The following is a 24,292-nucleotide window of genomic DNA, read 5'->3' on the forward strand; positions in this document are numbered from 1 at the left end:
GGGCAAGCATCCCCGTGAACGTGTTCGAGCAGGAGGGAAACCGACATCGGCACGCGGGCGGGGGTCATGAAGAGGCAGGCACGAGGCAGCGGTTCGACGATCGCGGGATCCTCGACGGCGACACGGACGGGGGAGGACGAGGCGGACGGCGGCGACGGGGGAACGCGGGCGCCCCAGTTGCGGCGCAGACTCCGGCGGGCCGACTTACGGGCCGTGCCCGAGACCCGCCGGGCGCTGCGCGAGCTGCTGCGGCACTGGGGCAAGCCCGGACGCTCCGACATAGCGGAACTGCTCACCAGCGAGCTCGTGACCAACGCGCTCGTCCACACCGATCACGACGCGGTCCTGACGGCCACCGTCGGACCCGACGGACTGCGGGTCGAGGTACGGGACTTCGTGGCCCGCCGCCCGCAACCGCGCCCGCCGTCGGCCGCGTCCGGCGACGGCACGCACGGGCGTGGCCTGCTCCTCGTACAGTCCCTCGCGGACGCGTGGGGAGTGCGCGCGCACGGCGTCGGCAAGGCGGTCTGGTTCGAACTGGCGGCGGGAGCGGCCTGACCGCGACCGGCGACGTCACGGCCGTGAGAAGGCGACCGGCGGACGACCGGAAGGGGGCGCGACCGCTGTGGTCGCGCCCCCTTCCCGGTACCGCGTGGCGTCAGCCGAACTGCTGCTCCAGGTCCTTGAGCTTGCGCTCCAGGGAGTCCAGACGCGGCAGCGCCATGGTGTCGTCCTCGGCGGTGAGGTCGACGGTGATCGGATCAGAACTCTGGCGGACGGGCTGCAGGGAGGGCCGCGTACGCACGGGCAGCTGCTCCGGCGCGTTCGCTATGGCAGGCTCCGCGGAGACGCGCTCGGCGGTGGCCCGCTCCAGGGTCGCCTGTGTCTCCCCCTGACGTCCGCCACGGCCCGGGAAGCCTCGGTGCCCCCGGCTGATCGCCTTCAACTGTGCTCGCTCCACGCGCTGTTGCTCGCGGCGGCGCAGGCGGGTCTGGTCCTTCTGGCGCTTGTCCTCACGCACCTCGTCGACCGCCTCGTCCAGAGTGCGCACGCCCTCCAGCAGCATCAGCGACCAGGCCCTGTAGGTCTCGCGCGGGGCCCGCATCCAGCGCACGACGCGGATCTGCGGCAGCGGGCGCGGCACCAGACCCTGCTCGCGCAGCGCGGCCCGGCGGGTCTGCTTCAGCGCCCGGTCGAAGAGGACCGCCGCCGACAGCGACATGCCCGCGAAGAAGTGCGGTGCGCCGTCGTGTCCCAGACCCCTCGGCGCGTGCACCCAGTTGAACCAGGCGGCGGCGCCGGCGAACGTCCACACGAGTATCCGGGAGCCGAGGGCCGCGTCGCCGTGGCTGGCCTCGCGCACGGCGAGCACGGAGCAGAACATCGCCGCCCCGTCCAGGCCGAAGGGCACCAGGTACTCCCAGCCGCCGGACAGGTTGAGATTCTGCCGGCCGAAGCCGACCAGTCCGTGGAAGGAGAGCGCGGCGGCCACCGCCGCGCAGCAGAACAGCAGTACATAGGAAGCGGTCCCGTACAGGGCCTCCTTGCGCCTGCGGCGCTCCTCACTGCGTTCCCACGAATCGTCCGCGCTCGCGTTCTCCCCCGAGGAGCGCTTTCCGCGCGCGAGCACCGCCACCGCCGCCAGCATGCCCAGGAGCAGTACGGCGCCCGGAAGCAGCCAGTTCAGCGATATGTCGGTCAGTCTCATCTGGGGTCCCTTGCATTGGGATAGGGCGTGACGCCCGCCATAGTGGCCCACTCCCGTCCGCGCTCAGGGGATTTCGGGGCAAGAGGCCGCCAAGGAGGTGCAAGGGGATGCCCAGGGCGACGATCCGCTCGAACTGCCGCGTGGCGGACAGGAGTTGAGTTCGAATAAGACTACCCGTACGCGTGGTTCCACGGATAGTTCCCGAGCCGGGTGGGGAAGTCGGGCATCATGCCGCGGAGCGGGCGTCAACTCACGCCCGCCGCCGTGAGTTTGGTGATCCGGTCCGCGTCGCAGGTGCGCGGGCAGGTCGCGCAGGTGTCCTCGGGGCGCACCGTGTAGAACATGCAGCAGCTCGCCCGGTCCCGGGTGGGCAGCGACCGCCCGTCGGGGCCGGCCAGTTCACGGAACGCCGCCGATCCGACGTACGGCCGGGTCGTGCCCGGCAGCAGCAGTCCCAGCTCGTGCCGCGCCCGCTCCTTCTCGCCCTCGCCGAGCAGTTCGGCGACCCACCACAAACCCTCGACGATCTCGTCCGTCACCATCCCCCACAGGGCCCGCCCGCGGCGGCGCGCCCGCGGTCCGAACGCGGCGAGGACCGGTTCGTGGTGCTCGGCCACCGCCGCCCGGACCTCCGCGCGCAGCGCCTCCTCGTCCGCGACCACCCGGGCGCCGGGCAGCGCGGCCGCCGGATCGCCGGGCAGACAGGCGAACGAGGCGGGGGCGCGGACCGCCATCCGCATGCCGGCGCCGGTGCGGTCGTAGGAGACGTGCGTCACGGGGAAGCGGGGCACGCGGCGGTGCAGGAACCACGGGACGGTGATCAGCAGGCAGACGGGCCAGGAGTAGCGGTGCAGTCCGAAGCTCGCGACGACGTCCGGGCGGGCGCTGTGGCCGTAGTCACGCGTGACCTGCTCGTCGTCCCAGGCCAGGAACGCGTCCAGGGCCGTCCCGCCCTGCGCGAGCTCGGCCGCGGCGACCCAGCCGCCGCCGCTCGGGGCCGGATCGCCCTGCGGGACCTCGGTGACGGTGAGGCCGGGGAAGACTTCGGTGAGGCGGGCGTACGCGGCCGTCACGGCGGACATGGCCGACGGGGGCACGGGCATTCCGGAACCACCGAATCGCGAGGGGTCAAGAGGTAAGCCTTACCTTACCCAATCGGGTGGAGATTTGAACTGGCGGTCGGTACGCCTATGGTTCTTGACGGACGAGTAACAAGCCGCCGTAATGACCCCAAGTACCGACACGTCCGTCAGGAGGACCCCGTGGAGCGGAGCACCCAGGGCTTTGCCGGGTCGGGGGTTCCCCGGGGGCTCGACGGCGGTGCGCGGGTGCCGGCGCAGGCGCGGGCCGAGCGGGTGCCCGGCGGGAGCGTCGGCGGTGGCGGGGGGCGGACCTCCGGCGGGCCGGTCAGGGGTGCGGCGGGCCTCGGGCCCGGGAACGGCGGGGACGCCGGTGCCGGCGTCGTGCGCGGCGAGCACACCCATGGTGAGGCGGCGCCGCCCCGGCCCAGGCCGGCCGTGCAGCGGGCCTCCGTGCGCGGGCAGATCCTCGACGCCCTGCGTGCCGCGCTCGTCGGCGGGGAGCTCACGCCGGGCGAGGTGTACTCGGCGCCCGTCCTCGGCGAGCGCTTCGGGGTCTCCGCGACCCCGGTCCGCGAGGCCATGCAGCAGCTCGCGCTGGAAGGCGCGGTGGAGGTCGTGCCGAACCGGGGGTTCCGGGTCGTCGTCCGGGGCGCGCGGGAGCTGGCCGAGCTGGCCGAGGTGCGCGCGTTGATCGAGATCCCGGTCATGCTGCGGCTCGCCCGTACGGTCCCCGCCGAACGCTGGGCCCAACTGCGCCCTCTCGCCGAGGCGACCGTCCGCGCGGCCGGTTCCGGCTGCCGTGCGACGTACGCGGAGTCCGACCGCGCGTTCCACCGGGCGGTGCTGGGACTGTGCGGCAACGAGCAGTTGGTCGGCGTCGCGGAGGAACTGCATCGGCGGTCGCAGTGGCCGCTGGTGGGCGGCGGCGGGCCCGCGGCGCGGGGACGGGCGGACCTCGTCGCGGACGCGGCGGAGCACGTGGCTCTGCTGGAGGCGTTGGGGGCGGGGAAGTTGGACGTGGTGCAGGTGCTGGTGCGCGAGCACTTCGGTGGCGCGGCCTGAGGGTCCCTCCGGGGGTGGCGCCGGGTACAACCTCGGGGGCTCTGCCCCCGAGCCCCCTTTCGGCCTGAACGGCCTCGTCCTCAAGCGCCGGACGGGCTGGGGGTGCCGGGGGCGGCCTGAGTCGTTCACCCGGGTGCGGGGCCGTCGGTGTCCGGCCTCGGGGGCTCTGCCCCCGACCCCCGATCGGCCTGAACGGCCTCGTCCTCAAGCGCCGGACGGGCTGAGAACTCAGCCGTGAGCCCTCTTGGAGTGCGGGACGGTCACGCCGTTGCCGCCGGTGGGGTCAGGTGGCGGGTCAGCCAGGTGGGGACTCCTCCGAGGAGGCGGTGCAGGCGGCGGGCCTCCTCTCGGAGGCGGGACGCCTCGGGTTCCGTCTCCGCGTCCGCCAGGGACGCCAGTGCCGGCGCCGTGCCCACGAGGTAGCCCAGCTCCTCCCTGATCCGCAGCGATTCGGCGAACCCCCGCCGCGCCTCCGCCAGTTCCCCGTCCCGCAGGGCCAGACCCGCGAGGTGCCGCCAGGTGAACGACAGCAGCAGCGTGTCCGAGTGCTCCGCCGCGGCCGTGTGGGCCCGCCGGTACGCGGCCCGCGCGGCCTGCGGTGCACGGGTCAGGTTCTCCGCGAGCAGCCCCCGCCGGAAGTCCAGCAGTGCCCGGCCCGGCGCCCCCGGCGGGATCAGCGCGGCGGCCCGGCCGAGCGCGGCGCGCGCCTCGTCGACCCGGTCGCGCACCCGGTGCACCGTCGCCGCGTACGCCAAGTGCCCCCGTTCACAAGCCGCCGCCCCCCGCTCCTCGTCGCTGTGGGCGAGCGCCTCCGCCGTACGCAGCGCGTCCTCCGCCTCCTGCCAGCCCTGCTCGGTGTAGAGACACCGTTCGACCAGCAGCGCGGCCCGCTGCAGCGACCCCGCCGCGGTCCCGGCCGGGAGGAGGGCCGCGGCGTCGGCCCAGCAGGCGCGTGAGCGCAGCCGCCATACCGCGGTCTGGAGCGGATCGTCGCCGGCGGTCGTTCCGTTGCCAGACATGGCGGAGTGCGCCACGTTGCCCTCCCCGAGCACGCCATCGAGCTATGAGTGGTGGCGGCATCTCAGCACGGATCGCGGGGCCGGGCCAAGGGGGCGGGTGAAGGATTTCACAAAGTCGTGGGATCCCCGGGCCGTCGGGGTTTCGGCCGGCGCACGCCGATTCGTCAGCTCATCCGCAGCGCCAGGAAGAAGTCCAGCTTGTCCTCCAGGCGCGACAGGTCACGACCCGTCAACTGCTCGATCCGGCCGACGCGGTAGCGCAGCGTGTTGACGTGCAGGTGCAGTCGGGACGCGCACCGGGTCCACGAGCCGTCGCAGTCCAGGAACGCCTCCAGCGTCGGGATCAGCTCGGCGCGGTGCCGGCGGTCGTAGTCGCGCAAGGGGTCCAGCAGGCGGGCGGTGAACGCGCGGCGTACGTCGTCCGGGACGAACGGCAGCAGCAGCACGTGCGAGGCCAGTTCCTGGTGTCCCGCCGCGCACACCCGGCCGGGGCGGGCCGCCGCCACCCGGCGTGCGTGCCGCGCCTCCTCCAGCGCGCCCCGCAGCCCCTCCGCCGAGTGCACCGCCGCGCTGACGCCCAGCGTGATCCGGCCGTCGTCGCCCAGCCCCGCCGACAGCGGCTCCCGCACGGCGGCGAGGAGCGCCTCGGCGATGACGCCGGTCTCCGTGCCGTCGTGCTCCGCGGCGACCGCCGGGAGCGGGACGAGGGCGACGGCCTCGCCGCCGGTGTGCGCGACGGCGATGCGGTCCGACGGCTCGGGGCCGGTGGCGTGCGGGTCGACGAGGATCTCCTCCAGCAGCGCCTGCGCCACCGGACCGCCCGCGACGTCCCCACCCGGGGCGGAGCCCCCGGCGACGGTTGCGCCCGACGTCTGCGAGGCGCTCGTGCCGCCCGGGCGACGGCCGCCGGCGGGAGCGGCCGCCGAAGCCGCGCCCCGGCCAGACCCACCCGCGCCGGCCGCCGCCACACCGCCCGAGTACGTCCCGCCGGCGCCGCCGGCAGGAGCACCCGCGCCGCTCCACTCGACCTGGGCCACCACCACCTGCCAGTGCGGGGCCGCGCCCAGCCCCGGGAGCAGCACCGGGGCCGCCACCCGCAGCCGGGCCGCGATCTCGGCGGGCGCGGCGCCCGTCTGCACCAGCTCCAGCACCTCCTGCGCCAGCCGGCGGCGCACCGTGCGCGCCGCGTCCCGGCGGTCGCGCTCGACCGCGATCAGCTGGGTCACGCCCTGGAGCAGGTCGAGGCGCTCCTCCGCCCAGTCCCCGGCGTCCGCCTCGACGGCCAGCAGCCAGTCCGACAGCACGGTCTCGCGCACGTCGCCCTGCGCCTGCGCGCTGTGCCCGGACTGCGGCGGGCGGCCGGCGCTGCGGATCGGGAAGAGCGAGTACGTCGTCTGGCCGACGATGACCCGGTGCGGGCCGCGACGGCCCGTGCGGACGGCCGCCAGATGCTCGCCGGCGAGCCGCGCGCACACCTCGGCCGACGGCACGGCCCCCGTCCCGGACCCCGACGACGCCCCCCGGTCACCCGCCGCGGAACCACTCACGGCCGCAGAGGCGGACGCGGCCGCCGAGGCGGGCGATGCCCCGGAGCCGGCCACGACAGCGGAACCCCCGCTCACGGCCCCGGAACCGGCCACGACCCCGGACCCGCTCACGGCCCCCCTGCCCGACCCGGCCCCCGAACCACCGCCGGCCTCGCCCGCCGGGCCGCCGCTCCGAACCGTCGCACCGCCGCCCTTCGCCCCCGCGATCAGCCGTCCCGTCGGTGAGAGCACCCAGGCGCGCAGGTCCAGGTCGGTGCCGAGCAGGTCCAGGACCACGTCCGGTCCGCCGCCCGCCGGACCGGAGGTCATCATCCGGCGGTGCCGGTCGACGACGGCCGCGAGGTCCCCGGCCCGCTCCCCGGACACCTGCCGCACCACATGCTCGGTGATCGTCGCGAACGCCACCGACTCGTGCACCGCGAACAGCGGCAGGCGGTGGCGGGCGCAGGCCACCACCAGGTCCTCCGGGACGTCGCCCAGTTCTGCCGTGCCCGCCGCCAGCGCGGCCACGCCGGCCTGCACCAGGATCCGTACGAAAGGATCGGAGTCGGCTGCGTCCCGCCGCCAGGCCAGACCGGACAGCACCAGCTCACCGCCGGAGAGGTAGCGGCTGGGGTCGCGCAGGTCGGTGGTCATCACACCGCGCACCGTGCGGTCCAGCTCGGCCTCGCCGCCCAGCAGCCTGAGGCCCAGCGCGTCGGTGTCCAGCAGTGCGCGCAGCCGCATTCTCGTCGCCGCCGTTCCTTGTCTCGAAAACCACGATGGACAACACGATGGAAAACACGCCGGGAGGCAGATGGATCGCGCCGAATCCGAAAGGATCATCGACGAGAGCCTGTGCCCCAGGTCACACAGTGTGTGTCGTACGTTTCCATCGGAAAGCCCCGAGGTTACGGAGGGCCTCCGTTCATACGAATCTACAAGATGACCTCCCTGGCCAGCGAACTCCTTCATGGTTTCGGTGACTGACCCGCTCGGCGTAGGGCGCTGTGTACTGAGCCCACCCGGCGTGAACAGCACCTGTGTGAGCCGGGCCCGCCCGAGCGCGCAGTGGCTTGATCCGACCCATCCCGAGACTCCGTCCGATCCCGAGACGTGGAAGAGAGCCGGTCATGGACTTCCTTCGCCCCGCCGGCTGGGAGGAGGCGCTCGCCGCGAAGGCCGAGCACCCCGCCGCCGTGCCGATCGCCGGGGGCACCGACGTGATGGTCGAGCTCAACTTCGACCACCGGCGTCCCGAGCACCTCCTCGACCTCAGCCGCGTCCCGGACCTGTACGAATGGGAGGTCGGCGAGGACCGCGTGCGGCTCGGCGCCTCCGTCCCGTACTCCCGGATCATGGAGGACCTGCGCTCCGAGCTCCCCGGGCTGGCCCTCGCCTCCCACACGGTCGCCTCCCCCCAGATCCGCAACCGCGGCGGGGTCGGCGGCAATCTCGGCACCGCCTCCCCGGCCGGCGACGCCCACCCCGCCCTCCTCGCGGCCGGCGCCGAGGTCGAGGCCGTCTCGGTGCGCGGCACCCGCATGATCCCGATCGACGACTTCTACACCGGCGTGAAGCGCAACGCGCTCGCCCCCGACGAGCTGATCCGCGCCGTGCACGTCCGCAAGGCCGACGGGCCGCAGCAGTTCTCCAAGGTCGGCACCCGCAACGCCATGGTCATCGCGGTCTGCGCGTTCGGCCTCGCCCTGCACCCGTCCTCGCGCACTGTGCGCACCGGCATCGGCTCCGCCGCGCCGACCCCCGTCCGGGCCGAGACCGCCGAGGAGTTCCTGAACGCGGCGCTCGACGAGGGCGGTTTCTGGGACAACGGGAAGATCGTCCCCCCTGCCGTCGCCAAGCGGTTCGCCGACCTGTGCGCCGCCGCCTGCAACCCCATCGACGACGTACGGGGCACCGCGAGCTACCGCCGCCACGCCGTCGGCGTCATGGCCCGCCGCACGTTGACCTGGACCTGGGAGTCCTACCGCGGCGGTCGCCGCCCGAGCGAGGGAGCCGCCTGATGCGCGTCCACTTCACCGTCAACGGCCGTCCGCAGGAGGCCGACGACGTATGGGAGGGCGAGTCCCTGCTGTACGTGCTGCGCGAGCGGCTCGGGCTGCCCGGCTCCAAGAACGCCTGCGAGCAGGGCGAGTGCGGCTCGTGCACGGTCCGCCTCGACGGCGTCCCGGTCTGCGCGTGCCTCGTCGCCGCCGGCCAGGCCGAGGGACGTGAGATCGTCACCGTCGAAGGGCTCGCGCGGTACGCCCGGCAGCGCGCGCACGGCGCGGACGCCGAGGGCACCGCCGCCCACCCCGGGGACGAGACCGAACTCTCGCCCGTGCAGCAGGCGTTCATCGACGCCGGAGCCGTCCAGTGCGGCTTCTGCACGCCCGGCCTGCTGATCGCCGCCGACGAGATGCTGGAACGCGACCCCGACCCCTCCGACGCGGACATCCGCGAGGCGCTCTCGGGCAACCTGTGCCGCTGCACCGGCTACGAGAAGATCATGGACGCGGTCCGGCTCGCGGCCGCCCGGCAGCAGGAGGCGGGCTGACCATGCCTACGAACGGAGCCCCCGCCAGGATCACCCAGGGCACGCAGGCCAAGGGCGGCGTCGGCGAGTCCACGCTGCGCCCCGACGGCGTCCTCAAGGTCACCGGAGAGTTCGCGTACTCCTCCGACCTGTGGCACGAGGACATGCTGTGGGGCCAGATCCTGCGCTCCACCGTCGCCCACGCCGAGATCGTCTCCCTCGACACCGCCGAGGCCCTCGCCACCCCGGGCGTGTACGCCGTGATGACGTACGACGACCTGCCCACCGAGGTGCGCCACTACGGCCTGGAGATCCAGGACACCCCGGTCCTCGCCCACGGCAAGGTCCGCCACCACGGCGAGCCGGTCGCCATCGTCGCCGCCGACCACCCGGAGACCGCCCGCCGCGCCGCCGCGAAGATCAAGGTCGAGTACCGCGAGCTGCCCGTCGTCACCGACGAGGCCTCCGCGACCGCCCCCGACGCCGTCCTCGTCCACGAGAACCGCACCGACCACCACGTCGGCCACGTCCCGCACCCCAACATCGTCCACCGGCAGCCGATCGTCCGCGGCGACGCGGCGGCCGCCGCGCGCGGGGCCGACGTCGTCGTCCGCGGCGAGTACACCTTCGGCATGCAGGACCAGGCCTTCCTCGGCCCCGAGTCCGGGCTCGCCGTGCCCGAGGAGGACGGCGGCGTCCACCTCTACATCGCCACCCAGTGGCTGCACAGCGACCTCCGGCAGATGGCCCCCGTGCTCGGCCTCCCGCCGGAGAAGGTGCGGATGACGCTGGCCGGCGTCGGCGGCGCGTTCGGTGGGCGCGAGGACCTGTCGATGCAGATCCACGCCTGCCTGCTCGCCCTGCGCACCGGCAAACCCGTCAAGATCGTCTACAACCGGTTCGAGTCGTTCTTCGGGCACGTCCACCGCCACCCCGCCAAGCTGTCCTACGAGCACGGCGCCACCCGCGACGGCAAGCTCACCCACGTCAAGTGCCGCATCGTCCTCGACGGCGGCGCGTACGCCTCCGCCAGCCCGGCCGTCGTTGGGAACGCCTCCTCGCTCGGCGTCGGCCCGTACGTCGTCGACGACGTCGACATCGAGGCGATCGCCCTCTACACCAACAACCCGCCCTGCGGGGCGATGCGCGGCTTCGGCGCGGTCCAGGCCTGCTTCGCCTACGAGGCGCAGATGGACAAGCTGGCCAGGGAACTCGGCCTGGATCCGGTGGAGTTCCGGCAGCTGAACGCGATGGAACAGGGCTCGATCATGCCGACGGGCCAGCCGGTGGACTCTCCCGCCCCCGTCGCCGAACTCCTGCGCCGGGTCAAGGCGATGCCGATGCCGCCCGAGCGTCAGTGGGAGAGCAGCGAGGGCGCCGACGTGCGGCAGCTGCCCGGCGGCCTGTCCAACACCACGCACGGCGAAGGCGTCGTCCGCGGGGTCGGCTACGCGGTCGGGATCAAGAACGTCGGCTTCTCCGAGGGCTTCGACGACTACTCGACGGCCCGGGTGCGCATGGAGGTGGTCGCCGGTGAGGCGGTCGCCATCGTGCACACGGCCATGGCCGAGGTCGGCCAGGGCGGAGTCACCGTACACGCCCAGATCGCCCGCACCGAGCTGGGCGTCGCCCGGGTGACGATCGACCCGGCCGACACCCGGGTCGGCAGCGCCGGCTCCACCTCCGCCTCACGGCAGACGTACGTCACCGGCGGGGCCGTGAAGAACGCCTGCGAGCTGGTGCGTGAGAAGGTGCTGGAGATCGGGCGCCGCAAGTTCGGCGCCCACCACCCGGCCTGGGCCACCGCCGAACTCCTCCTGGAGGGCGGCAAGGTCGTCACCGACGGCGGCGAGGCCCTCGCCGATCTGGTGGACGTGCTCGGCGACGAGGCCGTCGAGGTCGAACGGGAGTGGCGGCACCGGCCCACCGAGCCGTTCGACCCGCGCACCGGCCAGGGCAACGGGCACGTCCAGTACTCCTTCGCCGCGCACCGCGCCGTCGTCGAGGTCGACACCGAGCTGGGCATGGTGAAGGTCGTCGAACTGGCCTGCGCCCAGGACGTCGGCAAGGCCCTCAACCCGCTGTCCGTGCTGGGCCAGATCCAGGGCGGCACCACCCAGGGCCTCGGCATCGCCGTCATGGAGGAGATCGTCGTCGACCCGAAGACCGCGAAGGTGCGCAACCCCTCCTTCACGGACTACCTGATCCCCACCATCCTCGACACCCCGACCATCCCCGTCGACGTCCTCGAACTCGCCGACACCCACGCCCCGTACGGCCTGCGCGGCATCGGGGAGGCCCCCACCCTGTCCTCGACCCCGGCGGTCCTCGCGGCCGTCCGCGACGCGACGGGCCTGGAACTGAACCGGACACCCGTCCGTCCGGAACACCTCACGGGCACGGCACAGGAACAGCACCCCCGCTGAGCGTGCGCTCCCGCGGGTCACCGGGCCTGCGCACGATCGGTGGCCGTCCGGGCGTGCACCGGCCGTCCGTGCGGGAACCCGTCCCAGGAGCGCACAGCAAGGAGACTCCAGAGATGCTGGACATCGCCGAGGAACTCGACCGGTGGGTCGGGCAGGGCCGTGACTTCGCCGTCGCCACCGTGGTCGCCGTCAACGGGAGCGCGCCCCGCCGGCCCGGCGCGGCCCTCGCGGTGGACGCCGACGGCACGGCGGTCGGCTCGGTCTCCGGCGGCTGCGTGGAGAGCGCCGTCTACGACCTGTGCCGGCAGGCCCTCCAGGACGGCGAACCCGTCCTCGAACGGTTCAGCCACAGCGACGACGACGCCTTCGCCATCGGCCTGACCTGCGGCGGAGTCATCGACGTCCTCGTCACCCCGATACGGGCCGCCGACCCCGGCCGCCCGGTGATCGCGGCCGCGCTCGCCGCCGCCGCGAGCGGCGCGACGGCGGCGCTCGCCCGGATCGTGTCGGGCCCCACGGACCTCGTCGGACGCGCCCTGCTCGTCCGGCCCGACGGCTCCCACGAGGGCGGCTTCGGCGGCCACCCCGAACTGGACCGCACGATCGCCGCCGAGGCGGGCGCCTTCCTCGACGCGGGCCGCACCGGCGCCCTGGAGATCGGCGCGCAGGGCTCCCGCTGCGGGGCCCCGCTCACCGTCCTCGTCGAGTCCTCGGCCCCGCCGCCCCGCATGATCGTCTTCGGCGCGATCGACTTCGCGGCGGCGCTGGTGCGCGTCGGGAAGTTCCTCGGCTACCACGTCACCGTGTGCGACGCCCGCGCGGTCTTCGCGACCCGGGAGCGCTTCCCCGAGGCCGACGAGATCGCCGTCGAATGGCCGCACCGCTATCTGGAGCGCACCCGCGTGGACGGCCGCACCGTGCTGTGCGTCCTCACCCACGACGCCAAGTTCGACGTCCCGCTGCTCCGGCTGGCGCTGCGGCTGCCCGTCGCCTACGTCGGCGCCATGGGCTCCCGCCGCACGCACCTCGACCGCGCCGCCCGGCTGCGCGACGTGGGCGTCACCGAACTGGAGCTGGCGCGGCTGCGCTCACCCATCGGCCTCGACCTGGGCGCCCGCACTCCCGAGGAGACCGCGCTGTCCATCGCCGCGGAGATCGTCGCCGACCGGCGGGGCGGCAGCGGCGTCCCCCTGGCCGGCGCGCACACCCCCATCCATCACGACGGCGCGCCCGGGCCCGCCGGGAGGATCGGCTCCGTCGCCTGAACGGCCCCGGGCGGGCGCACCGCCGGCTGGTCCGGCCAGACGAACGCGTAGTCGGGGTCGCCCTTCCCGCTCACCCGGGTGAAGCGCAGCAGCTCGCGCACGATGCCCGCGGCGCCCGCGGCCCAGCCGGTGGCCGGTTCCAGCACGCTCGGCGTGGCCCGGTGCTCGACGTTCGACCAGCGGGCCCCGTCCGCGTCGCGGGTGGCGCGGGCGACGAGGTCGGCCACCAGCACGTCCGCGAAGTCCGGGGGGTCCGCCTGCTCTGCCATCCGGTCGCAGGCCAGCGCCAGCACGCCCGCCGTGCCGCAGCAGCGCGCGTTGTTGTCCCAGAAGCCCGGCCGCAGCCGCCGGGGGAGACCTGAGTGCGTCACCGTGTGCCAGCAGCGGTCGGCCAGGTCCTGCCAGCCGGGCTCGGCCAGCACGTCCCGCAGCAGCCGGAAGACCTGCGCGTCGCCCGCCGGGCCGTGGCACCAGCCGTAGCTGTGCCGCTCCACCAGGTCGGGCCGGTACTGCGGATCGGAGTGGGCGACGAGGAAGCCGTCCGGGCCGGCCTCGTCACGGGCCGTCACGTTCGCGGCCCCGGCCCGCGCCGGCGCCAGGAAGTCCGCGCGGCCGGCCGCCCCGCCGACGGCGGCGAGCGCGTACACGATGCCGAGCGAGCCGTGCGAGATGTGGTGCAGCCGGGGCACCAAGCCCGGGCGGTGCGCGTGCGCCCAGGTGACGCCCGTCTCCGTCTCCTCCGCCGTGCGCGTGTACGGCTCCAGCGCGAGGACGGCCAGTTCCTCGTCCCCCGCCGCGAGCGCGCCCAGGCCGATGCCCGCGTTGCCGCCCATCAGCTCGAACAGCTCGCCCCAGCGCGTCCCGTCGAAGCGGGAGCGCACCCGCTCCAGCGCCCGGTCGGCGGCGGCGCCGGCCGCGTCGTCATCCAGCTCGCGCTGGACGGCCCGCAGGGCGAGCGCCATGCCGGTGCGGCCGAAGTACAGGGAGTCGTCCTCGGCCTCCTCGGCGGCGACCGCGAGATGGCGCGCCGCGCGCAGGGCCGCGTCGCCGTAGGAGTCGTCCCCGAAGTGCCGACGCGCCTCCAGCAGGGTGGGCACGATCCCGGCCGTCCCGCCGTACAGCTCCGCTTCGAGCGCGGCGTCCGAGGGCCGGGCGGGCCAGCCCAGCCCCCCGCCCTCCGTCTCCCGGGCCACCCCGAGCAGCCAGCGCAGCCCCTCCGCGGCCAGTGCCTCGACCTCGCCCAGCCCGCCGGACCTGTCCGCCGTGGGGGCCGACTCTTCGTCCGCCGTCGTCATGTGCTCACCCTGTCATGGGCAACGGCCGCTGCCCAGGGGGTCGTTGGCAGGTCAGGTCACCGGTCAGGGGCGGCGCAGGAGGTGGTTGGCGGCGCGGCCGAACAGGGTGCGGGCCGAGACCCGCAGCAGCGGGTCGAACAGCGACGGCAGGAAGCGCACCCGCAGCTCCTCGCGCCAGACGACCCGGGCGCGCCCGCCCGGCCCCGGCCGCACCTCGATCTCCGCCCACCCCAGCACGATCCGGCCGCGTTTCTCCAGCCTGCACAGCCCCGGCCCGTCCCCGTCCGCGTCGGTGGTCGGCGGACGCCAGACGGTGACCTCCATACGGTCGTCGAAGACGAGCGGCCGCACCCCGGACCGGGCGACGAACACCGTGCCCTCGCGGGTCGGCCCGGGGGTGACCACGGTGACGCGCGTCAACGGGACCACGTCACCGTGCCGGGGCCACGCGGTGAGGCGGCGCCACGCCTCGTCGAGGCTGAGGGGCGCCGTGCGTTCCAACTCGAAGGTGACCACACGGTGATCGTAGGCAGTGCGAGCCGCCACGCGCAGACATCCCCGCCGGGTCACACGCTCGGACCGGTCCCGGCTTTCCGCGCCGCCGCACGCGAAACGATTCTCCGCACGGGTGTGCGCACGACCGGGCCGCAGGGAGCGTGCGCCGTCCGGGTCACCGGTAGACCTTCCCCGGCTCCGCCTTCCCGGGCGCGAGCAGCTGCGGCACCGTCACGAACACGTACCCCCGGTCCTTCAGCGCGTCGATGATCCCCGGCACCGCCGGCACGGTCCCCGCGTAGATGTCGTGCAGCAGGATGATCCCGTCCCGCTCAGCCTGGTCGAGGACGCGACGCTGGATCAGCTCGGGGTCCTCCGTCGTGTAGTCCTTCGCGGTCACCGTCCACAGCACCTCCGCGATGCCCAGCTCACGGCATATCTCGTGCACGGTGTCGTTCGTACGGCCCTGCGGCGGACGCATCAGCGTGGGCCGTCGTCCGGTGAGGCGCTGTATCTCCGCGTTGGGGCGCTCCAGTTCGGCGCGTATCTCCTCGGGCGTGAGCTCCGTGAGGATCCGGTGGTCCCAGGTGTGGCTGGCGACCTCGTGCCCCTCGTCGGCCATGCGTCTGACGAGCTGTGGATATGCGGTGATGTGCCGCTCGCCGAGCAGGAAGAACGTCGCCGGCACCTGTCTGTCCTTGAGGATGTCCAGCAGCCGTGCGGAGTTCTCGCTCGGGCCCGCGTCGAAGGTGAGCGCTATGCACTTCACCTCGCCGCAGTCGACCGGGCCGAGGCGGGCCGCCTGGGCGGTGGGCCCGCCGTGCGCGCGGACGGCGCTGGGCGCGGTGGTGTCCATGCCGGCGCAGCCGGTCAGGGCGAGGGAGAGGCAGGCGGCGAGCGCCCCGATCCTGGCCGCGCGGAACCGGGGCGCCGTTTTCCGCGTCTTCTCGATCTGAGTTCGCATGGCGGGACTATATACAGTGCGTATAGCCTCTGACCTGCGGTGATGCGGGCTGCGTGTTTGAGGTGTGGATCAGTTGGCACCCGGGTGGGGTGACCACTCACAACGCCTTGAGCAGCGTTCGCCTCGTCCTCGTCGACCAGGACGGCATCCTCGTCGAGGGCGGCGACGCCGATGACCCCGACCGGATCCGGCCCGTGCCCGGCGCCCGCGAGGCGCTCGCCCTGCTGCGCTCCCGTGGTGTCCGCACCGGTGTGCTGACGCGCCGTCGGGGCGGGCCGTCCGAGGCGGAACGGCGTCGCGTGGACGAGCGGATCGACGAACTCCTCGGCCCGTTCGACGTCCGTGCGGTCCGCCCGCACGCCTCCGAACGCGACGGCGACCGCGGGGAGTCCGGGCCGGTGCTGTGGGCGGCGGGCAGGTCGTGCACGCCGCCCGAGCGGATCGCCGTCGTCGGCGCGAGCCGGGAGTGCGTCGAGGGCGCGCGCCGGGCGGGCGCCCACGGCATCCTCGTCCCCGGGCCGGGCGTGCGGCCCGAGGAGACCGCCGGTGCGGAGCATGTCGCGCCCGACCTGCTCACGGCCGTGCGCGGGCTGCTGTCCGGGCCGCCGCGCCAGCACGTCCTGGTGGACGAGCGGGCGATCGTGGCGGCCTACCGGCCGGTGGACGGGGCCGGTTGAGGTGTGCGGGGACGGGGGAGCGGTCGCGGGCGGGTGCGGCCGCCCGGAGGCCGGGTCCGGGGTCGGTCAGGTCTGCGCGCGCCGGTACGCCAGGCGGAACAGCGCGTACAGCGTGAGCGGCCACAGCGCCGCGAACGCCCAGATCGCGGGCGGCTGCGCGGTGGTGACGCCGGTGACCATCAGGCCTATGGACACGGCGAGCAGCAGCGCGACCGTGAGGGGATGGGGGGTGTAGGACGTCATCCGGGAGAGCCCGGGACGCCAGTGCAGGGTGCTCAGTCGCCTGTCGAGGCGGCGGTCGCGGCGCAGGGCCCGCTCCATCTCCGCCAGGATGCGACGCTCGTCATCGGAAAGCCGGCCAGTCGCCACTGTTCCTCCATCACCCGGGCCGACACTGACCACTTCCAGGTGCCCGGCCTCACGCCGAACTAACGGTGGTGCCGGTCACCGGCGGGGCGGCGCTCCGGGGGCGGTCGGCACTCGTGTGACACGCCATCGGATGGCCCATCCCGGCCTGCCCCGAGAAGGGCGGGCATATCGTCCCACATATGACGAAATGCCATGTTCTGTATCTGGCGTGCACCGCGGCGATCGTCGGCACCGGACTCGGCGCCGCCTCGCCCGCCGCGGGCCACACGACCCACGTGGTCCGTCCCGGGCAGTCGGTCCAGAAGGCGGTGGACGCCGCCCGGCCCGGCGACACCGTCCAGCTCACCCGCGGCACCTTCAGGGAGAGCGTAAGGATCACCACCCCCGGCATCACCCTGCGCGGCGTCGGACGCGACACGGTGATCAAGCCGGCCCCGGTGAAACCGGCCCCCGCCAAGCCCGCCAAGCCCGCCCCCGCCAAGCCGGCCAAGCCCGCCCCCGCCAAGCCGGCCAAGCCGGTCGCGCCGAAGGCCGTCGTCACCTGTGCCGCGGCCGGCAACGGCATCTGTGTGGAGGGGACTTCGAAGAAGCCGCTCAAGGGCGTCACCGTCGCCTCCCTCAAGGTGAGCGGCTTCGCCAAGTCCGGCGTGTCGGCCGCGGCCACCGACGGGCTGACCGTGCGGAACGTGACCGCCGAGAAGAACGGCGTGTGGGGCATCGCCGAGGAGGGCTCCGTCCGCAGCGTCTACCGGCGCAACACCGCCCGGGGCAACGGCGACGCCGGCCTGTTCCTCGCCAACACCATCACCGCCGAGAAGGGCGCCTCGGACACCCAGGGAACCCTGGTCGAGCGCAACCGGCTGGAGGACAACCGGATCGGCGTCACGGTCCGGCGCCTGCGCAACCTCACCGTCGCGCGCAACCTCGTCATCGACAACTGCGCCGGCGTCTTCGTCGTCGGCGACGAGAACAAGCCGAAGACCGGCGCGCTGAGCGTGCGCGAGAACCGCGTCGAGCACAACAACAAGTCCTGCCCGAAGACCGCGCGGCTCGACGCCCTCCAGGGCTCCGGCATCGTGCTCACCGGCGCCGAGGACACCGAGGTGACCCGGAACCGGATCACCGGTCACGCCGGCACCTCCCCGCTGTCCGGCGGCATCGTCGTGTTCAAGAGCTTCGTGGGCGCCACCAGCGACCGCAACCGCGTCACCGGCAACACGCTGAGCGACAACTCCCCGGCCGACCTCGTCAACACCGACACCGCCGGCGTCGGGAACAAGTTCGAGAACAACACCTGCCGCTCCTCCCGGCCCGCCGGCCTGTGCTGAGCACCGGGAGTCCGCAGGGTTCACAGAGAGAAGGAAGGCGGCACATGACGACCGCAGAGACTGCTCCACCGCCGTCCATGCGGCTGAGGGAGCTGGTGTTCGGGGCGGCCTGTGCCGCCGCCCTGCGCACCGCCGCCCGGCTGGGAGTCGCCGACGCCGTGGGCGACTCCCCGGTGTCCGTGGAGGACCTCGCCGCCGCGGTGAAGACCGAACCCCAGCCGCTGCGACGGCTGTTGCGGGCCCTGTCCTGCTACGGCGTCTTCGCCGAGCAGCCGGACGGAGCCTTCGCGCACACCGACATGTCCCGGCTGCTGCGCGAGGACGACCCGCACAGCCTGCGCTACATCACCCTGTGGTGCACCGAGCCGTGGACGTGGGACGCGTGGCCCCGGCTCGACGAGGCGGTCCGCACCGGCCGCAACGTCGTCGAGGACCTGTACGGCAAGGAGTTCTTCCAGTACCTCAACGAGGACGCCCCCGAGTCGGCCCTCGTCTTCAACCGCGCCATGACCACCTCCAGCGCCCAGTCCGCCCAGGACGTCGCCGACTTCCTGGATCTGTCGGGGAGTTCCTCCGTCGCCGACATCGGCGGCGGCCAGGGGCACGTGGTGGCCAGCCTGCTGGAGAAGTACCCGGCCCTGCACGGCACCCTGCTCGACCTGCCGCGCGTGGTGGAGAACGCCGACCCCCGGCTGCGCCCCGGCGGCGCGCTCGCCGAGCGGGTGAAGGTCGTCCCCGGCGACTGCCGGGTCGCCGTCCCGGTCCGGGCGGACGTCTACATCATCAAGAACATCCTGGAGTGGGACGACGAGAGCACCGCCCGCACCCTGCGCAACGTGCGCGAGGCGGGCGGCCCCGGGACGCGGGTCGTCGTCATCGAGAACCTCGTCGACGACACCCCCTCCATGCGGTTCAGCACCGCGATGGACCTGCTGCTGCTCCTCAACGTCGGCGGCGCGAAGCACACCACCGACAGCATGGTCCGCCGGCTGACCGCGGGCGGCCTCGTCGTCGAGGACATCCGCCCGGTCAACCCCTACCTGCACGCCTTCGACTGCACCGTCCCCGCCTGACGACCCTGACAACCCTCTGCGAAACGGTCGCCGGACCCGCGGAACTCGCGGGCCCGGCGACCGGTGACGCGGCGGGTTCAGCCGCGCCCGTCCCGCTCCCAGCGGTAGAAGCAGCGGGCCATCGCGTCCTTCGGCGAACGCCAGGTCGCCGGGTCGTACGCGCTGACGTACGCCTGGAGCCGATCGCTGATGTCCCGGAACTCGGGGTGACCGGCGACCTTGGCGATCGCCGGCCCGGGGTCCTGCTCGGACTCGATCAGGTGCAGGTACACGTCGCCGAACTCGAAGAGACTGCGCCGGGCGACGCCCACGAGGTGCGGCAGCTCCCCCCGGTCGGACTCCTCGAACAGCTTGGCGATGTCGGGGGCCGAACCGGGAGCCATCTTGGCGACGATCAGGGCCTGGTGCATGGGCCTTCCTCCGTTGTGCTCGGTTTCCGCGCGTCTTCCGCTCAGTCGGACAGGGGCGGCACGGACCCGCGCTCGGCGGCGGCCTTCTCGATGCGGTCCCGGATCAGGGCCAGCTGGACCTTGGAGTTGCGGTTGATGTTGTCGGTCATCCAGTCGTCGTCGACCGGCGCCTCGGGCTTCATCGCGAAGTCCTGCGTCCACACCATCCGCACGCCGCCGGCGACCTCCTCGTACCGCCACAGGATGTTCATGTACGCGAAGGGGCCCGTCTCGACCCGGCGGGCCTTCACGCTGAGCGTGTCGCGGTCCGCCTCCCGCTCCGAGACCCAGCTCCACACGGTGCCGTTCTCGTCGGGGTGCATGGTCAGCCGGAACGTCGTCTTCTTGCCCTCCGTGGAGAGGATCTCGGCGGAGGCGTACTCGCTGAACAGCCGCGGCCAGTTCGCCACGTCGTTGGTGATGTCCCAGACCAGGTCCAGCGGGGCGGCGATGGTGATCTCGTTCTGCGTGTGTCCGGGCATGTCAGGCTCCAGCCAGCAGGGCGCTGTTGACGAGGTCGAGGAACGCCTGCGGCGTCTTGCAGCGCTCTGCGTCCGGGGGCATCGGGGTGCCGTAACGATTCTCCAGCTCGCCGACGATCCCGAGCAGACCGAGCGAGTCGACGCCGATGCTGTCGAAGCCGATGTCGGGCTGCTGGGCGAGCTCCGCGGCCGGGACGGTGACCCCGGCGCACTTCTTCATCAGCTCGGCCAGCTCTTCCACGGTGATGCGGTCGCTCATGCGGTTCCTCTCCTTTGCTTCCCGGCGCCCCGCTGCGAGGCGTCGGCGGCGCCGTGCCGCAGCACCAGCGCCGAGTTCGATCCCATGAGGCCCCGGCTGAGGACCAGTGCCGTGCGCAGTTCGGCGGCGCGGGCCCGGCCGGACACGAGGTCGAGGTCGTGGCAGACGTCGAAGACGTTCGGGGTGGGCGGGACGACGCCGTGCTCCATCGCGAGCACCGCCGCCGCCGCGTCCAGCACCGGCGCCGCGCAATAGCCCCGGCCGATGCCGGTCTTCGGCGCGGTGACCGGCACCCGCCGGCCGTGCGCGCCGAGCGCGTCGGTGATCGCCAGCGCCTCGGCCCGGTCCGCCTCCGGCACGCCCAGGGCGTCCGCGAAGACCACGTCGACCTCCTCCGGGGCGCAGCCGGCTTCGTCCAGGGCGCCCCGGATCGCCTGCGCGAGCCCTTCCCGGGACTCGGCCCAGCGGGACGGCCCGGTGAAGGTCGCGGTGTGCCCGGCGAGCACGGCCCGCACCCGCGCCCCCCGCTCCACGGCCCAGTCCTCTTCCTCCACCACGAACATGGCGCCGCCCTCGGCGGGCACGAACCCGCAGGCCGACTCCGTGAACGGGCGGTAGGCGCGGGCCGGGTCGTCGGCGGTGCTCAACTCCTCGTAGCCGAGCTGGCACACCACCGAGTACGGGGCGAGCGGCGCCTCGGTGGCGCCGGCCACGATCACGTCGGTGCCGCGCCGCACCGCACGCGCCGCGTGCGCCAGCGCGTCCAGACCGCCCGCCTCGTCGGCGGCGACCACCGAACAGGGGCCCTTGAAGCCCCGGCGGATGGAGATCTGGCCGGTGCTGGCGGCGTAGAACCAGGCGATGGACTGGTACGGGCCGACGAACCGGCTTCCCTTTCCCCACAGTTGCTGCAGCTCCCGCTGGCCGAACTCGCCACCGCCGGAGCCGGCCGCGGTGACCACGCCCACGGAGAACGGCTCGGCGTCGGTGTCGGCGTGGCCGAGGCGGGCGTCCTCCAGCGCCAGGTCCGCCGCGGCCAGCGCGAAGTGCGTGAACCGGTCGGTCTGGACGAGGAAGCGCTCCTCCACCGCCGTCGACGGCTCGAACGCGCGGATCTCGCCGGCCACCCGCAGCGGCAGATGCTCACAGCCCTCGCGGGTGACCCGGTCGAGGACGCTGATGCCCTCCTGGGTGGACTTCCAGAAGGACTCGGTGCTGGTTCCGTTGGGCGCCACCACACCGATTCCGGTGACGGCGGCGCGCCGTGCACGGGGTTCGCTCATCGTGTCCTCTCCCTCGGCCGGGTCAGGATCACCGCGGACTGGAAGCCACCGAACCCGCTGCCCACGGAGAGCACGCTGTTGAGCTTCCGCTCACGCGCGACCTTCGGGACGTAGTCCAGGTCGCACTCGGGGTCCGGCGTCTCGTAGTTGGCGGTCGGCGGCACCACCTGGCGGGCCAGCGCCAGCACACACGCGACGACCTCGATCGCCCCGATCGCGCCCAGCGAGTGACCCACCATCGACTTGATGGAGCTCATCGGCGTGTCGTAGGCGTGCGCGCCCAGGGAGCGCTTCACCGCGGCCGTCTCGTGCCGGTCGTTCTGCTTGGTGCCCGACCCGTGCGCGTTCACGTAGTCGATCGCCGTCGGGTCGAGCCGCGCGTGTTCGAGCGCGTCCTCGATGGCCCGGGCCATCTCCACGCCTTCCTTCGTCAGCCCGGTCATGTGGTAGGCGTTGCCGTACGTCGCGTAGCCGCCGAGCTCGCAGTACACGTGGGCCCCGCGGGCCCGGGCGTGCTCCAGCTCCTCCAGGACCAGGACCGCGCCCCCCTCGCCCATCACGAACCCGTCCCGGTCGGCGTCGAAGGGACGCGAGGCGTGGGCGGGGTCGTCGTTGTGCGGCGAGGTGGCCTTGATCGCGTCGAAGCAGGCCATCGTGATCGGGGAGATGGGGGAGTCGGACGCGCCCGCGACGCACACATCGGCCCGGCCCTCCTCGATCGTGTGGAAGGCGTACCCGACGGCGTCGAGCCCGGAGGTGCAGCCCGTGGACACGGTCTGCACCGGACCCCGGGCCCCGAACCGCTCGGCGACCGTGGAGGCGAGGGTGCTGGGCGCGAACGCCCGGTGCAGATGCGGCTCCGCCTCCCGGTGGTCCACGTCCCAGCGCTGCCCGCCCTGGCTGACCAGCACGTAGTCGTGCTCCAGACGGGTGGTGCCGCCGACCGCGGTGCCCAGCGAGACCCCGACCCGCCACGGGTTCTCCCGGCCGAGGTCGAGACCCGCGTCGCGGATCGCCTCCTCGCCGGCGACCAGGGCGAACTGGATGTAGCGGTCGCACCGGGCGACCTGCTCCGCGTCCAGCCCGTGGGCCGCCGGGTCGAAGTCGCACTCGGCGGCGATCCGCGACCGCAGTCCGCTCGGGTCGAAGAAGGTGATGCCCCGCGTCGCGGTGCGGCCGTTGGAGAGCAGGTCCCAGAAGTTCGGTATGCCGATGCCGCCCGGCGCGACCACGCCTATCCCGGTGACCGCGACCCGCCGCGTCATGACCGGGCCCCACGGCCGGCGGCCGGTCCGCCCGCGCCCTCCGCCGCGACGGGAACCCCGTCGGTGGCCTCGGTGTCGACATGGCCCAGCGGCGGGGTCGGGGCCAGCGGACCGAGGTGGAAGACGACACGCGCCTCCACCTTGCCGACGTTGCGGAACCGGTGCCGCATCCCGATGGGGATCATCAGCCCCTGCTCGGGCCGCAGCGGGTGGGGGTCGCCGTCCAGGTCTACCTCCAGCTGTCCGCAGACGACGTACACGAACTCCTCGGAGTACGGGTGGTAGTGCTCGCCGATGCGGTCGCCGGGCTGCACGATGGCCACGCCCATGAAGCCGCTGGTCGCGCCGACCGTGGCGGGCGTGAGCATGGCGCGCAGGTCGCCGCCGCGCCGGGTGTTCGGCTCGACCTCGCTGAGGTCCACGATTCTGGGACGGGAAGTGATCACGACGTTGCTCCGTTCGTGTGCTGTGTCGACTTGGGCGCCGTGGCCCCGGGGTGGCGACGGCTCAGGCGTCGGGGGAGCGGCGGTCGGTGACGAGTTCCATGCGGGCGAGGGCGAGGAGACGGTCCGCGGACCCGGCCCGCAGCGCGGAGGCGTCCGCGCCCAGGGCGGCGACGTCCAGCAGGTCCGTCAGCTCGGCCGTCCGGGCCGGGTCGGTGAGCCCGAGGACCGTGCCGGCGTCGGCGTCGAGGCCCTCCTGCACGTCGACCAGCCGCACCACGACGTCGTCGCGCTGGAAGATCGTGCTGCGCAGCACCGGGCTGCGCGGGTCGTCCGCCGCGGCCTCGTCCCGCTGCGCGAGCAGCTCCGCCAGCCGCATCCCGGCGCCCTCCCGGGCCGGGTAGTACAGCGCGTGCCGGACGGCGCCCGCGGGCTCCTGGTCCGTCGTCACATGGTGGACGGCGGGCAGCGCGGCCCGGGTGAAGAAGACGCGGGCCGACTCGGGGTCGTCGAGGTCCCGGTCCTGTTCCAGGTAGGGGTTGATGGCCTCTTCCACGGCCCGCACCTCGGGCTGCCGGGCCACGTGACGCAGCGCGGCGAGCAGGTCGCCGCGCACCTCGATGGCCCGCACCACCCGGTTGCCGTGCATGAACAGGGAGGTCCGCACCAGCCGCGTGGTGTCGTCTACACGCGGGTTGGGCGGCGCGTAGTCGGCGAGGAGCTTGGCCACGGCCTTCTCGTTGCCGGGCTTGACGGTGAAGGTGAGCGCGTGCCGGATGACGCCGTCGCCGATGCGGGGAGAGGACTGCAGCCGGCGCCGGCCGGACTGAGCGCCCGCCGCCTCGCCGCCGGTCTCGCGCACCACGTGGAACCGCAGCGAGCGGGTGTCGCTCACGCAGTTGTGCAGCGGCCGCACCATCTCCACGTGCTCCTCGCTGTTCACCCAGGTGAGGAACGGCGGGGCGCTCTCCCACTCGCTGGTGATGAGCCACTGCGAGGGGTTCTCGATCGACTGGCACAGCTGGTCGCTGACGTGCCCGGGAACCGACGCGACCTGGTTGCAGAGCTGCTCGTACGCCTCCAGGAACTGCTGCTGGGCTCCGTCGTAGACGTCCACCAGCAGGACGACCCGGAGCCGGGAGCCGTCGAACACGGACTGGGAGACATGTTGTGACACCTGTCGTGTCAGCGGTGGCGAGGCAGGCGCGGACGTCGTGGTCATCGGTGTGCACATCTCCTTCGGGAGAGGGGAAGGCGTACCTCGGCCGCTGAGCGTCGAGGTGAGC

General features: G+C 73.6%; 24 protein-coding genes. 9 read left to right on the top strand and 15 right to left on the bottom strand.

Annotation, left to right across the window (positions count from 1 at the left end):
- The first annotated feature begins 66 nt into the window (after positions 1-66).
- Positions 67-558 carry an ATP-binding protein gene (locus ACIOC0_RS22600; protein WP_402157048.1) on the top strand — a complete coding sequence of 164 codons (492 nt, stop codon included), beginning with the start codon at positions 67-69 and terminating at the stop codon, positions 556-558.
- 100 nt (positions 559-658) lie between these two features.
- On the opposite strand, the gene ACIOC0_RS22605 is transcribed toward ACIOC0_RS22600, so the two are convergent.
- Positions 659-1,708, bottom strand: a complete 1,050-nt coding sequence (locus tag ACIOC0_RS22605) for a DUF2637 domain-containing protein (RefSeq protein ID WP_352247225.1) — start codon at positions 1,706-1,708, stop codon at positions 659-661.
- A 245-nt stretch (positions 1,709-1,953) separates the two neighbouring features.
- Positions 1,954-2,811: a (2Fe-2S)-binding protein gene (locus ACIOC0_RS22610; protein WP_402157049.1), complete on the bottom strand. Its 858-nt coding sequence runs from the start codon at positions 2,809-2,811 to the stop codon at positions 1,954-1,956.
- 159 nt (positions 2,812-2,970) lie between these two features.
- Here ACIOC0_RS22610 and ACIOC0_RS22615 point away from each other — a divergent pair, with 159 nt between their 5' ends.
- Complete coding sequence (locus ACIOC0_RS22615) at positions 2,971-3,852, top strand: GntR family transcriptional regulator (RefSeq protein WP_402157050.1); 882 nt, start codon at positions 2,971-2,973, stop codon at positions 3,850-3,852.
- A gap of 260 nt (positions 3,853-4,112) precedes the next feature.
- On the opposite strand, the gene ACIOC0_RS22620 is transcribed toward ACIOC0_RS22615, so the two are convergent.
- Together ACIOC0_RS22620 and ACIOC0_RS22625 are read right to left on the bottom strand one after the other, a co-directional pair.
- Positions 4,113-4,871 (bottom strand): hypothetical protein, encoded by a 759-nt coding sequence (locus ACIOC0_RS22620; protein WP_352247222.1) that lies wholly within the window; start codon positions 4,869-4,871, stop codon positions 4,113-4,115.
- A 164-nt stretch (positions 4,872-5,035) separates the two neighbouring features.
- Positions 5,036-7,144 carry a PucR family transcriptional regulator gene (locus ACIOC0_RS22625; RefSeq protein ID WP_402157051.1) on the bottom strand — a complete coding sequence of 703 codons (2,109 nt, stop codon included), beginning with the start codon at positions 7,142-7,144 and terminating at the stop codon, positions 5,036-5,038.
- Positions 7,145-7,530: 386 nt separating this feature from the next.
- Between ACIOC0_RS22625 and ACIOC0_RS22630 the strand changes: the two genes are divergently transcribed.
- The 4 genes from ACIOC0_RS22630 (at position 7,531) to ACIOC0_RS22645 (ending at position 12,624) form a co-directional block, all read left to right on the top strand.
- Positions 7,531-8,421 carry an FAD binding domain-containing protein gene (locus ACIOC0_RS22630; protein WP_402157053.1) on the top strand — a complete coding sequence of 297 codons (891 nt, stop codon included), beginning with the start codon at positions 7,531-7,533 and terminating at the stop codon, positions 8,419-8,421.
- Entirely contained in the window at positions 8,421-8,954 is a 534-nt protein-coding gene (locus ACIOC0_RS22635) for a (2Fe-2S)-binding protein (protein WP_402157054.1), read from the top strand. Before ACIOC0_RS22630 ends, ACIOC0_RS22635 begins: the two co-directional genes overlap by 1 nt.
- Before the next feature lie 2 nt (positions 8,955-8,956).
- A complete protein-coding gene (locus tag ACIOC0_RS22640; RefSeq protein WP_402157056.1) occupies positions 8,957-11,359 on the top strand; it encodes a xanthine dehydrogenase family protein molybdopterin-binding subunit in 2,403 nt (800 codons plus the stop codon).
- A 113-nt stretch (positions 11,360-11,472) separates the two neighbouring features.
- Positions 11,473-12,624, top strand: coding sequence for an XdhC family protein (locus tag ACIOC0_RS22645; RefSeq protein WP_402157059.1), 1,152 nt, complete (start codon positions 11,473-11,475; stop codon positions 12,622-12,624).
- Here ACIOC0_RS22645 and ACIOC0_RS22650 read toward each other — a convergent pair.
- The 3 genes from ACIOC0_RS22650 to ACIOC0_RS22660 form a co-directional block, all read right to left on the bottom strand.
- A complete protein-coding gene (locus ACIOC0_RS22650; protein ID WP_402157060.1) occupies positions 12,576-13,919 on the bottom strand; it encodes a lanthionine synthetase LanC family protein in 1,344 nt (447 codons plus the stop codon). The genes ACIOC0_RS22645 and ACIOC0_RS22650 overlap by 49 nt on opposite strands.
- A gap of 63 nt (positions 13,920-13,982) precedes the next feature.
- A complete protein-coding gene (locus ACIOC0_RS22655) occupies positions 13,983-14,435 on the bottom strand; it encodes an SRPBCC family protein (protein ID WP_402157062.1) in 453 nt (150 codons plus the stop codon).
- Between the two features lie 154 nt (positions 14,436-14,589).
- Positions 14,590-15,378: a polysaccharide deacetylase family protein gene (locus ACIOC0_RS22660; protein ID WP_402157064.1), complete on the bottom strand. Its 789-nt coding sequence runs from the start codon at positions 15,376-15,378 to the stop codon at positions 14,590-14,592.
- 107 nt (positions 15,379-15,485) lie between these two features.
- Here ACIOC0_RS22660 and ACIOC0_RS22665 point away from each other — a divergent pair, with 107 nt between their 5' ends.
- Positions 15,486-16,055 carry a haloacid dehalogenase gene (locus ACIOC0_RS22665; RefSeq protein ID WP_402157066.1) on the top strand — a complete coding sequence of 190 codons (570 nt, stop codon included), beginning with the start codon at positions 15,486-15,488 and terminating at the stop codon, positions 16,053-16,055.
- Positions 16,056-16,121: 66 nt separating this feature from the next.
- Here the strand turns inward: ACIOC0_RS22665 and ACIOC0_RS22670 are convergent, their stop codons facing one another.
- Positions 16,122-16,424: a DUF3040 domain-containing protein gene (locus tag ACIOC0_RS22670; RefSeq protein WP_402157067.1), complete on the bottom strand. Its 303-nt coding sequence runs from the start codon at positions 16,422-16,424 to the stop codon at positions 16,122-16,124.
- 179 nt (positions 16,425-16,603) lie between these two features.
- On the opposite strand from ACIOC0_RS22670, the gene ACIOC0_RS22675 reads away from it, so the two are divergent.
- Together ACIOC0_RS22675 and ACIOC0_RS22680 are read left to right on the top strand one after the other, a co-directional pair.
- Entirely contained in the window at positions 16,604-17,752 is a 1,149-nt protein-coding gene (locus tag ACIOC0_RS22675; protein WP_402157069.1) for a nitrous oxide reductase family maturation protein NosD, read from the top strand.
- A gap of 44 nt (positions 17,753-17,796) precedes the next feature.
- Positions 17,797-18,825, top strand: coding sequence for a methyltransferase (locus tag ACIOC0_RS22680; protein ID WP_402157071.1), 1,029 nt, complete (start codon positions 17,797-17,799; stop codon positions 18,823-18,825).
- A gap of 77 nt (positions 18,826-18,902) precedes the next feature.
- Here the strand turns inward: ACIOC0_RS22680 and ACIOC0_RS22685 are convergent, their stop codons facing one another.
- From ACIOC0_RS22685 to ACIOC0_RS22715, 7 genes are all read right to left on the bottom strand, one after another.
- The gene (locus ACIOC0_RS22685; protein ID WP_402157072.1) at positions 18,903-19,235 is read right to left on the bottom strand and encodes a TcmI family type II polyketide cyclase; all 333 of its coding nucleotides are present in this window, start codon (positions 19,233-19,235) and stop codon (positions 18,903-18,905) included.
- A 41-nt stretch (positions 19,236-19,276) separates the two neighbouring features.
- Entirely contained in the window at positions 19,277-19,756 is a 480-nt protein-coding gene (locus ACIOC0_RS22690; RefSeq protein WP_130437927.1) for an SRPBCC family protein, read from the bottom strand.
- A 1-nt stretch (position 19,757) separates the two neighbouring features.
- Positions 19,758-20,015 (bottom strand): acyl carrier protein, encoded by a 258-nt coding sequence (locus ACIOC0_RS22695; RefSeq protein WP_402157074.1) that lies wholly within the window; start codon positions 20,013-20,015, stop codon positions 19,758-19,760.
- Positions 20,012-21,298: a beta-ketoacyl synthase N-terminal-like domain-containing protein gene (locus ACIOC0_RS22700; RefSeq protein ID WP_402157076.1), complete on the bottom strand. Its 1,287-nt coding sequence runs from the start codon at positions 21,296-21,298 to the stop codon at positions 20,012-20,014. The genes ACIOC0_RS22695 and ACIOC0_RS22700 overlap by 4 nt, the downstream gene beginning before the upstream one ends.
- Positions 21,295-22,563 carry a beta-ketoacyl synthase gene (locus ACIOC0_RS22705; RefSeq protein WP_130437924.1) on the bottom strand — a complete coding sequence of 423 codons (1,269 nt, stop codon included), beginning with the start codon at positions 22,561-22,563 and terminating at the stop codon, positions 21,295-21,297. The genes ACIOC0_RS22700 and ACIOC0_RS22705 overlap by 4 nt, the downstream gene beginning before the upstream one ends.
- Positions 22,560-23,009: a cupin domain-containing protein gene (locus ACIOC0_RS22710; RefSeq protein ID WP_242620716.1), complete on the bottom strand. Its 450-nt coding sequence runs from the start codon at positions 23,007-23,009 to the stop codon at positions 22,560-22,562. The genes ACIOC0_RS22705 and ACIOC0_RS22710 overlap by 4 nt, the downstream gene beginning before the upstream one ends.
- Positions 23,010-23,070: 61 nt before the next feature.
- Positions 23,071-24,228: a SchA/CurD-like domain-containing protein gene (locus ACIOC0_RS22715; protein WP_356679143.1), complete on the bottom strand. Its 1,158-nt coding sequence runs from the start codon at positions 24,226-24,228 to the stop codon at positions 23,071-23,073.
- Positions 24,229-24,292 lie beyond the last annotated feature (64 nt).

It is taken from the genome of Streptomyces sp. NPDC088254 (assembly GCF_044740925.1).
Taxonomy (GTDB): domain Bacteria; phylum Actinomycetota; class Actinomycetes; order Streptomycetales; family Streptomycetaceae; genus Streptomyces.

What these genes read in the sequence shown, in the direction of transcription:
- ACIOC0_RS22600 (WP_402157048.1), top strand. Translation starts at nt 67, where the DNA reads ATGAAGAGGCAGGCACGAGGCAGCGGTTCGACGATCGCGGGATCCTCG.
- ACIOC0_RS22605 (WP_352247225.1), bottom strand. Translation starts at nt 1,708, where the DNA reads ATGAGACTGACCGACATATCGCTGAACTGGCTGCTTCCGGGCGCCGTA.
- ACIOC0_RS22610 (WP_402157049.1), bottom strand. Translation starts at nt 2,811, where the DNA reads ATGCCCGTGCCCCCGTCGGCCATGTCCGCCGTGACGGCCGCGTACGCC.
- ACIOC0_RS22620 (WP_352247222.1), bottom strand. Translation starts at nt 4,871, where the DNA reads ATGTCTGGCAACGGAACGACCGCCGGCGACGATCCGCTCCAGACCGCG.
- ACIOC0_RS22625 (WP_402157051.1), bottom strand. Translation starts at nt 7,144, where the DNA reads ATGCGGCTGCGCGCACTGCTGGACACCGACGCGCTGGGCCTCAGGCTG.
- ACIOC0_RS22630 (WP_402157053.1), top strand. Translation starts at nt 7,531, where the DNA reads ATGGACTTCCTTCGCCCCGCCGGCTGGGAGGAGGCGCTCGCCGCGAAG.
- ACIOC0_RS22635 (WP_402157054.1), top strand. Translation starts at nt 8,421, where the DNA reads ATGCGCGTCCACTTCACCGTCAACGGCCGTCCGCAGGAGGCCGACGAC.
- ACIOC0_RS22640 (WP_402157056.1), top strand. Translation starts at nt 8,957, where the DNA reads ATGCCTACGAACGGAGCCCCCGCCAGGATCACCCAGGGCACGCAGGCC.
- ACIOC0_RS22645 (WP_402157059.1), top strand. Translation starts at nt 11,473, where the DNA reads ATGCTGGACATCGCCGAGGAACTCGACCGGTGGGTCGGGCAGGGCCGT.
- ACIOC0_RS22650 (WP_402157060.1), bottom strand. Translation starts at nt 13,919, where the DNA reads ATGACGACGGCGGACGAAGAGTCGGCCCCCACGGCGGACAGGTCCGGC.
- ACIOC0_RS22660 (WP_402157064.1), bottom strand. Translation starts at nt 15,378, where the DNA reads ATGCGAACTCAGATCGAGAAGACGCGGAAAACGGCGCCCCGGTTCCGC.
- ACIOC0_RS22675 (WP_402157069.1), top strand. Translation starts at nt 16,604, where the DNA reads ATGACGAAATGCCATGTTCTGTATCTGGCGTGCACCGCGGCGATCGTC.
- ACIOC0_RS22680 (WP_402157071.1), top strand. Translation starts at nt 17,797, where the DNA reads ATGACGACCGCAGAGACTGCTCCACCGCCGTCCATGCGGCTGAGGGAG.
- ACIOC0_RS22685 (WP_402157072.1), bottom strand. Translation starts at nt 19,235, where the DNA reads ATGCACCAGGCCCTGATCGTCGCCAAGATGGCTCCCGGTTCGGCCCCC.
- ACIOC0_RS22690 (WP_130437927.1), bottom strand. Translation starts at nt 19,756, where the DNA reads ATGCCCGGACACACGCAGAACGAGATCACCATCGCCGCCCCGCTGGAC.
- ACIOC0_RS22695 (WP_402157074.1), bottom strand. Translation starts at nt 20,015, where the DNA reads ATGAGCGACCGCATCACCGTGGAAGAGCTGGCCGAGCTGATGAAGAAG.
- ACIOC0_RS22700 (WP_402157076.1), bottom strand. Translation starts at nt 21,298, where the DNA reads ATGAGCGAACCCCGTGCACGGCGCGCCGCCGTCACCGGAATCGGTGTG.
- ACIOC0_RS22705 (WP_130437924.1), bottom strand. Translation starts at nt 22,563, where the DNA reads ATGACGCGGCGGGTCGCGGTCACCGGGATAGGCGTGGTCGCGCCGGGC.
- ACIOC0_RS22715 (WP_356679143.1), bottom strand. Translation starts at nt 24,228, where the DNA reads ATGACCACGACGTCCGCGCCTGCCTCGCCACCGCTGACACGACAGGTG.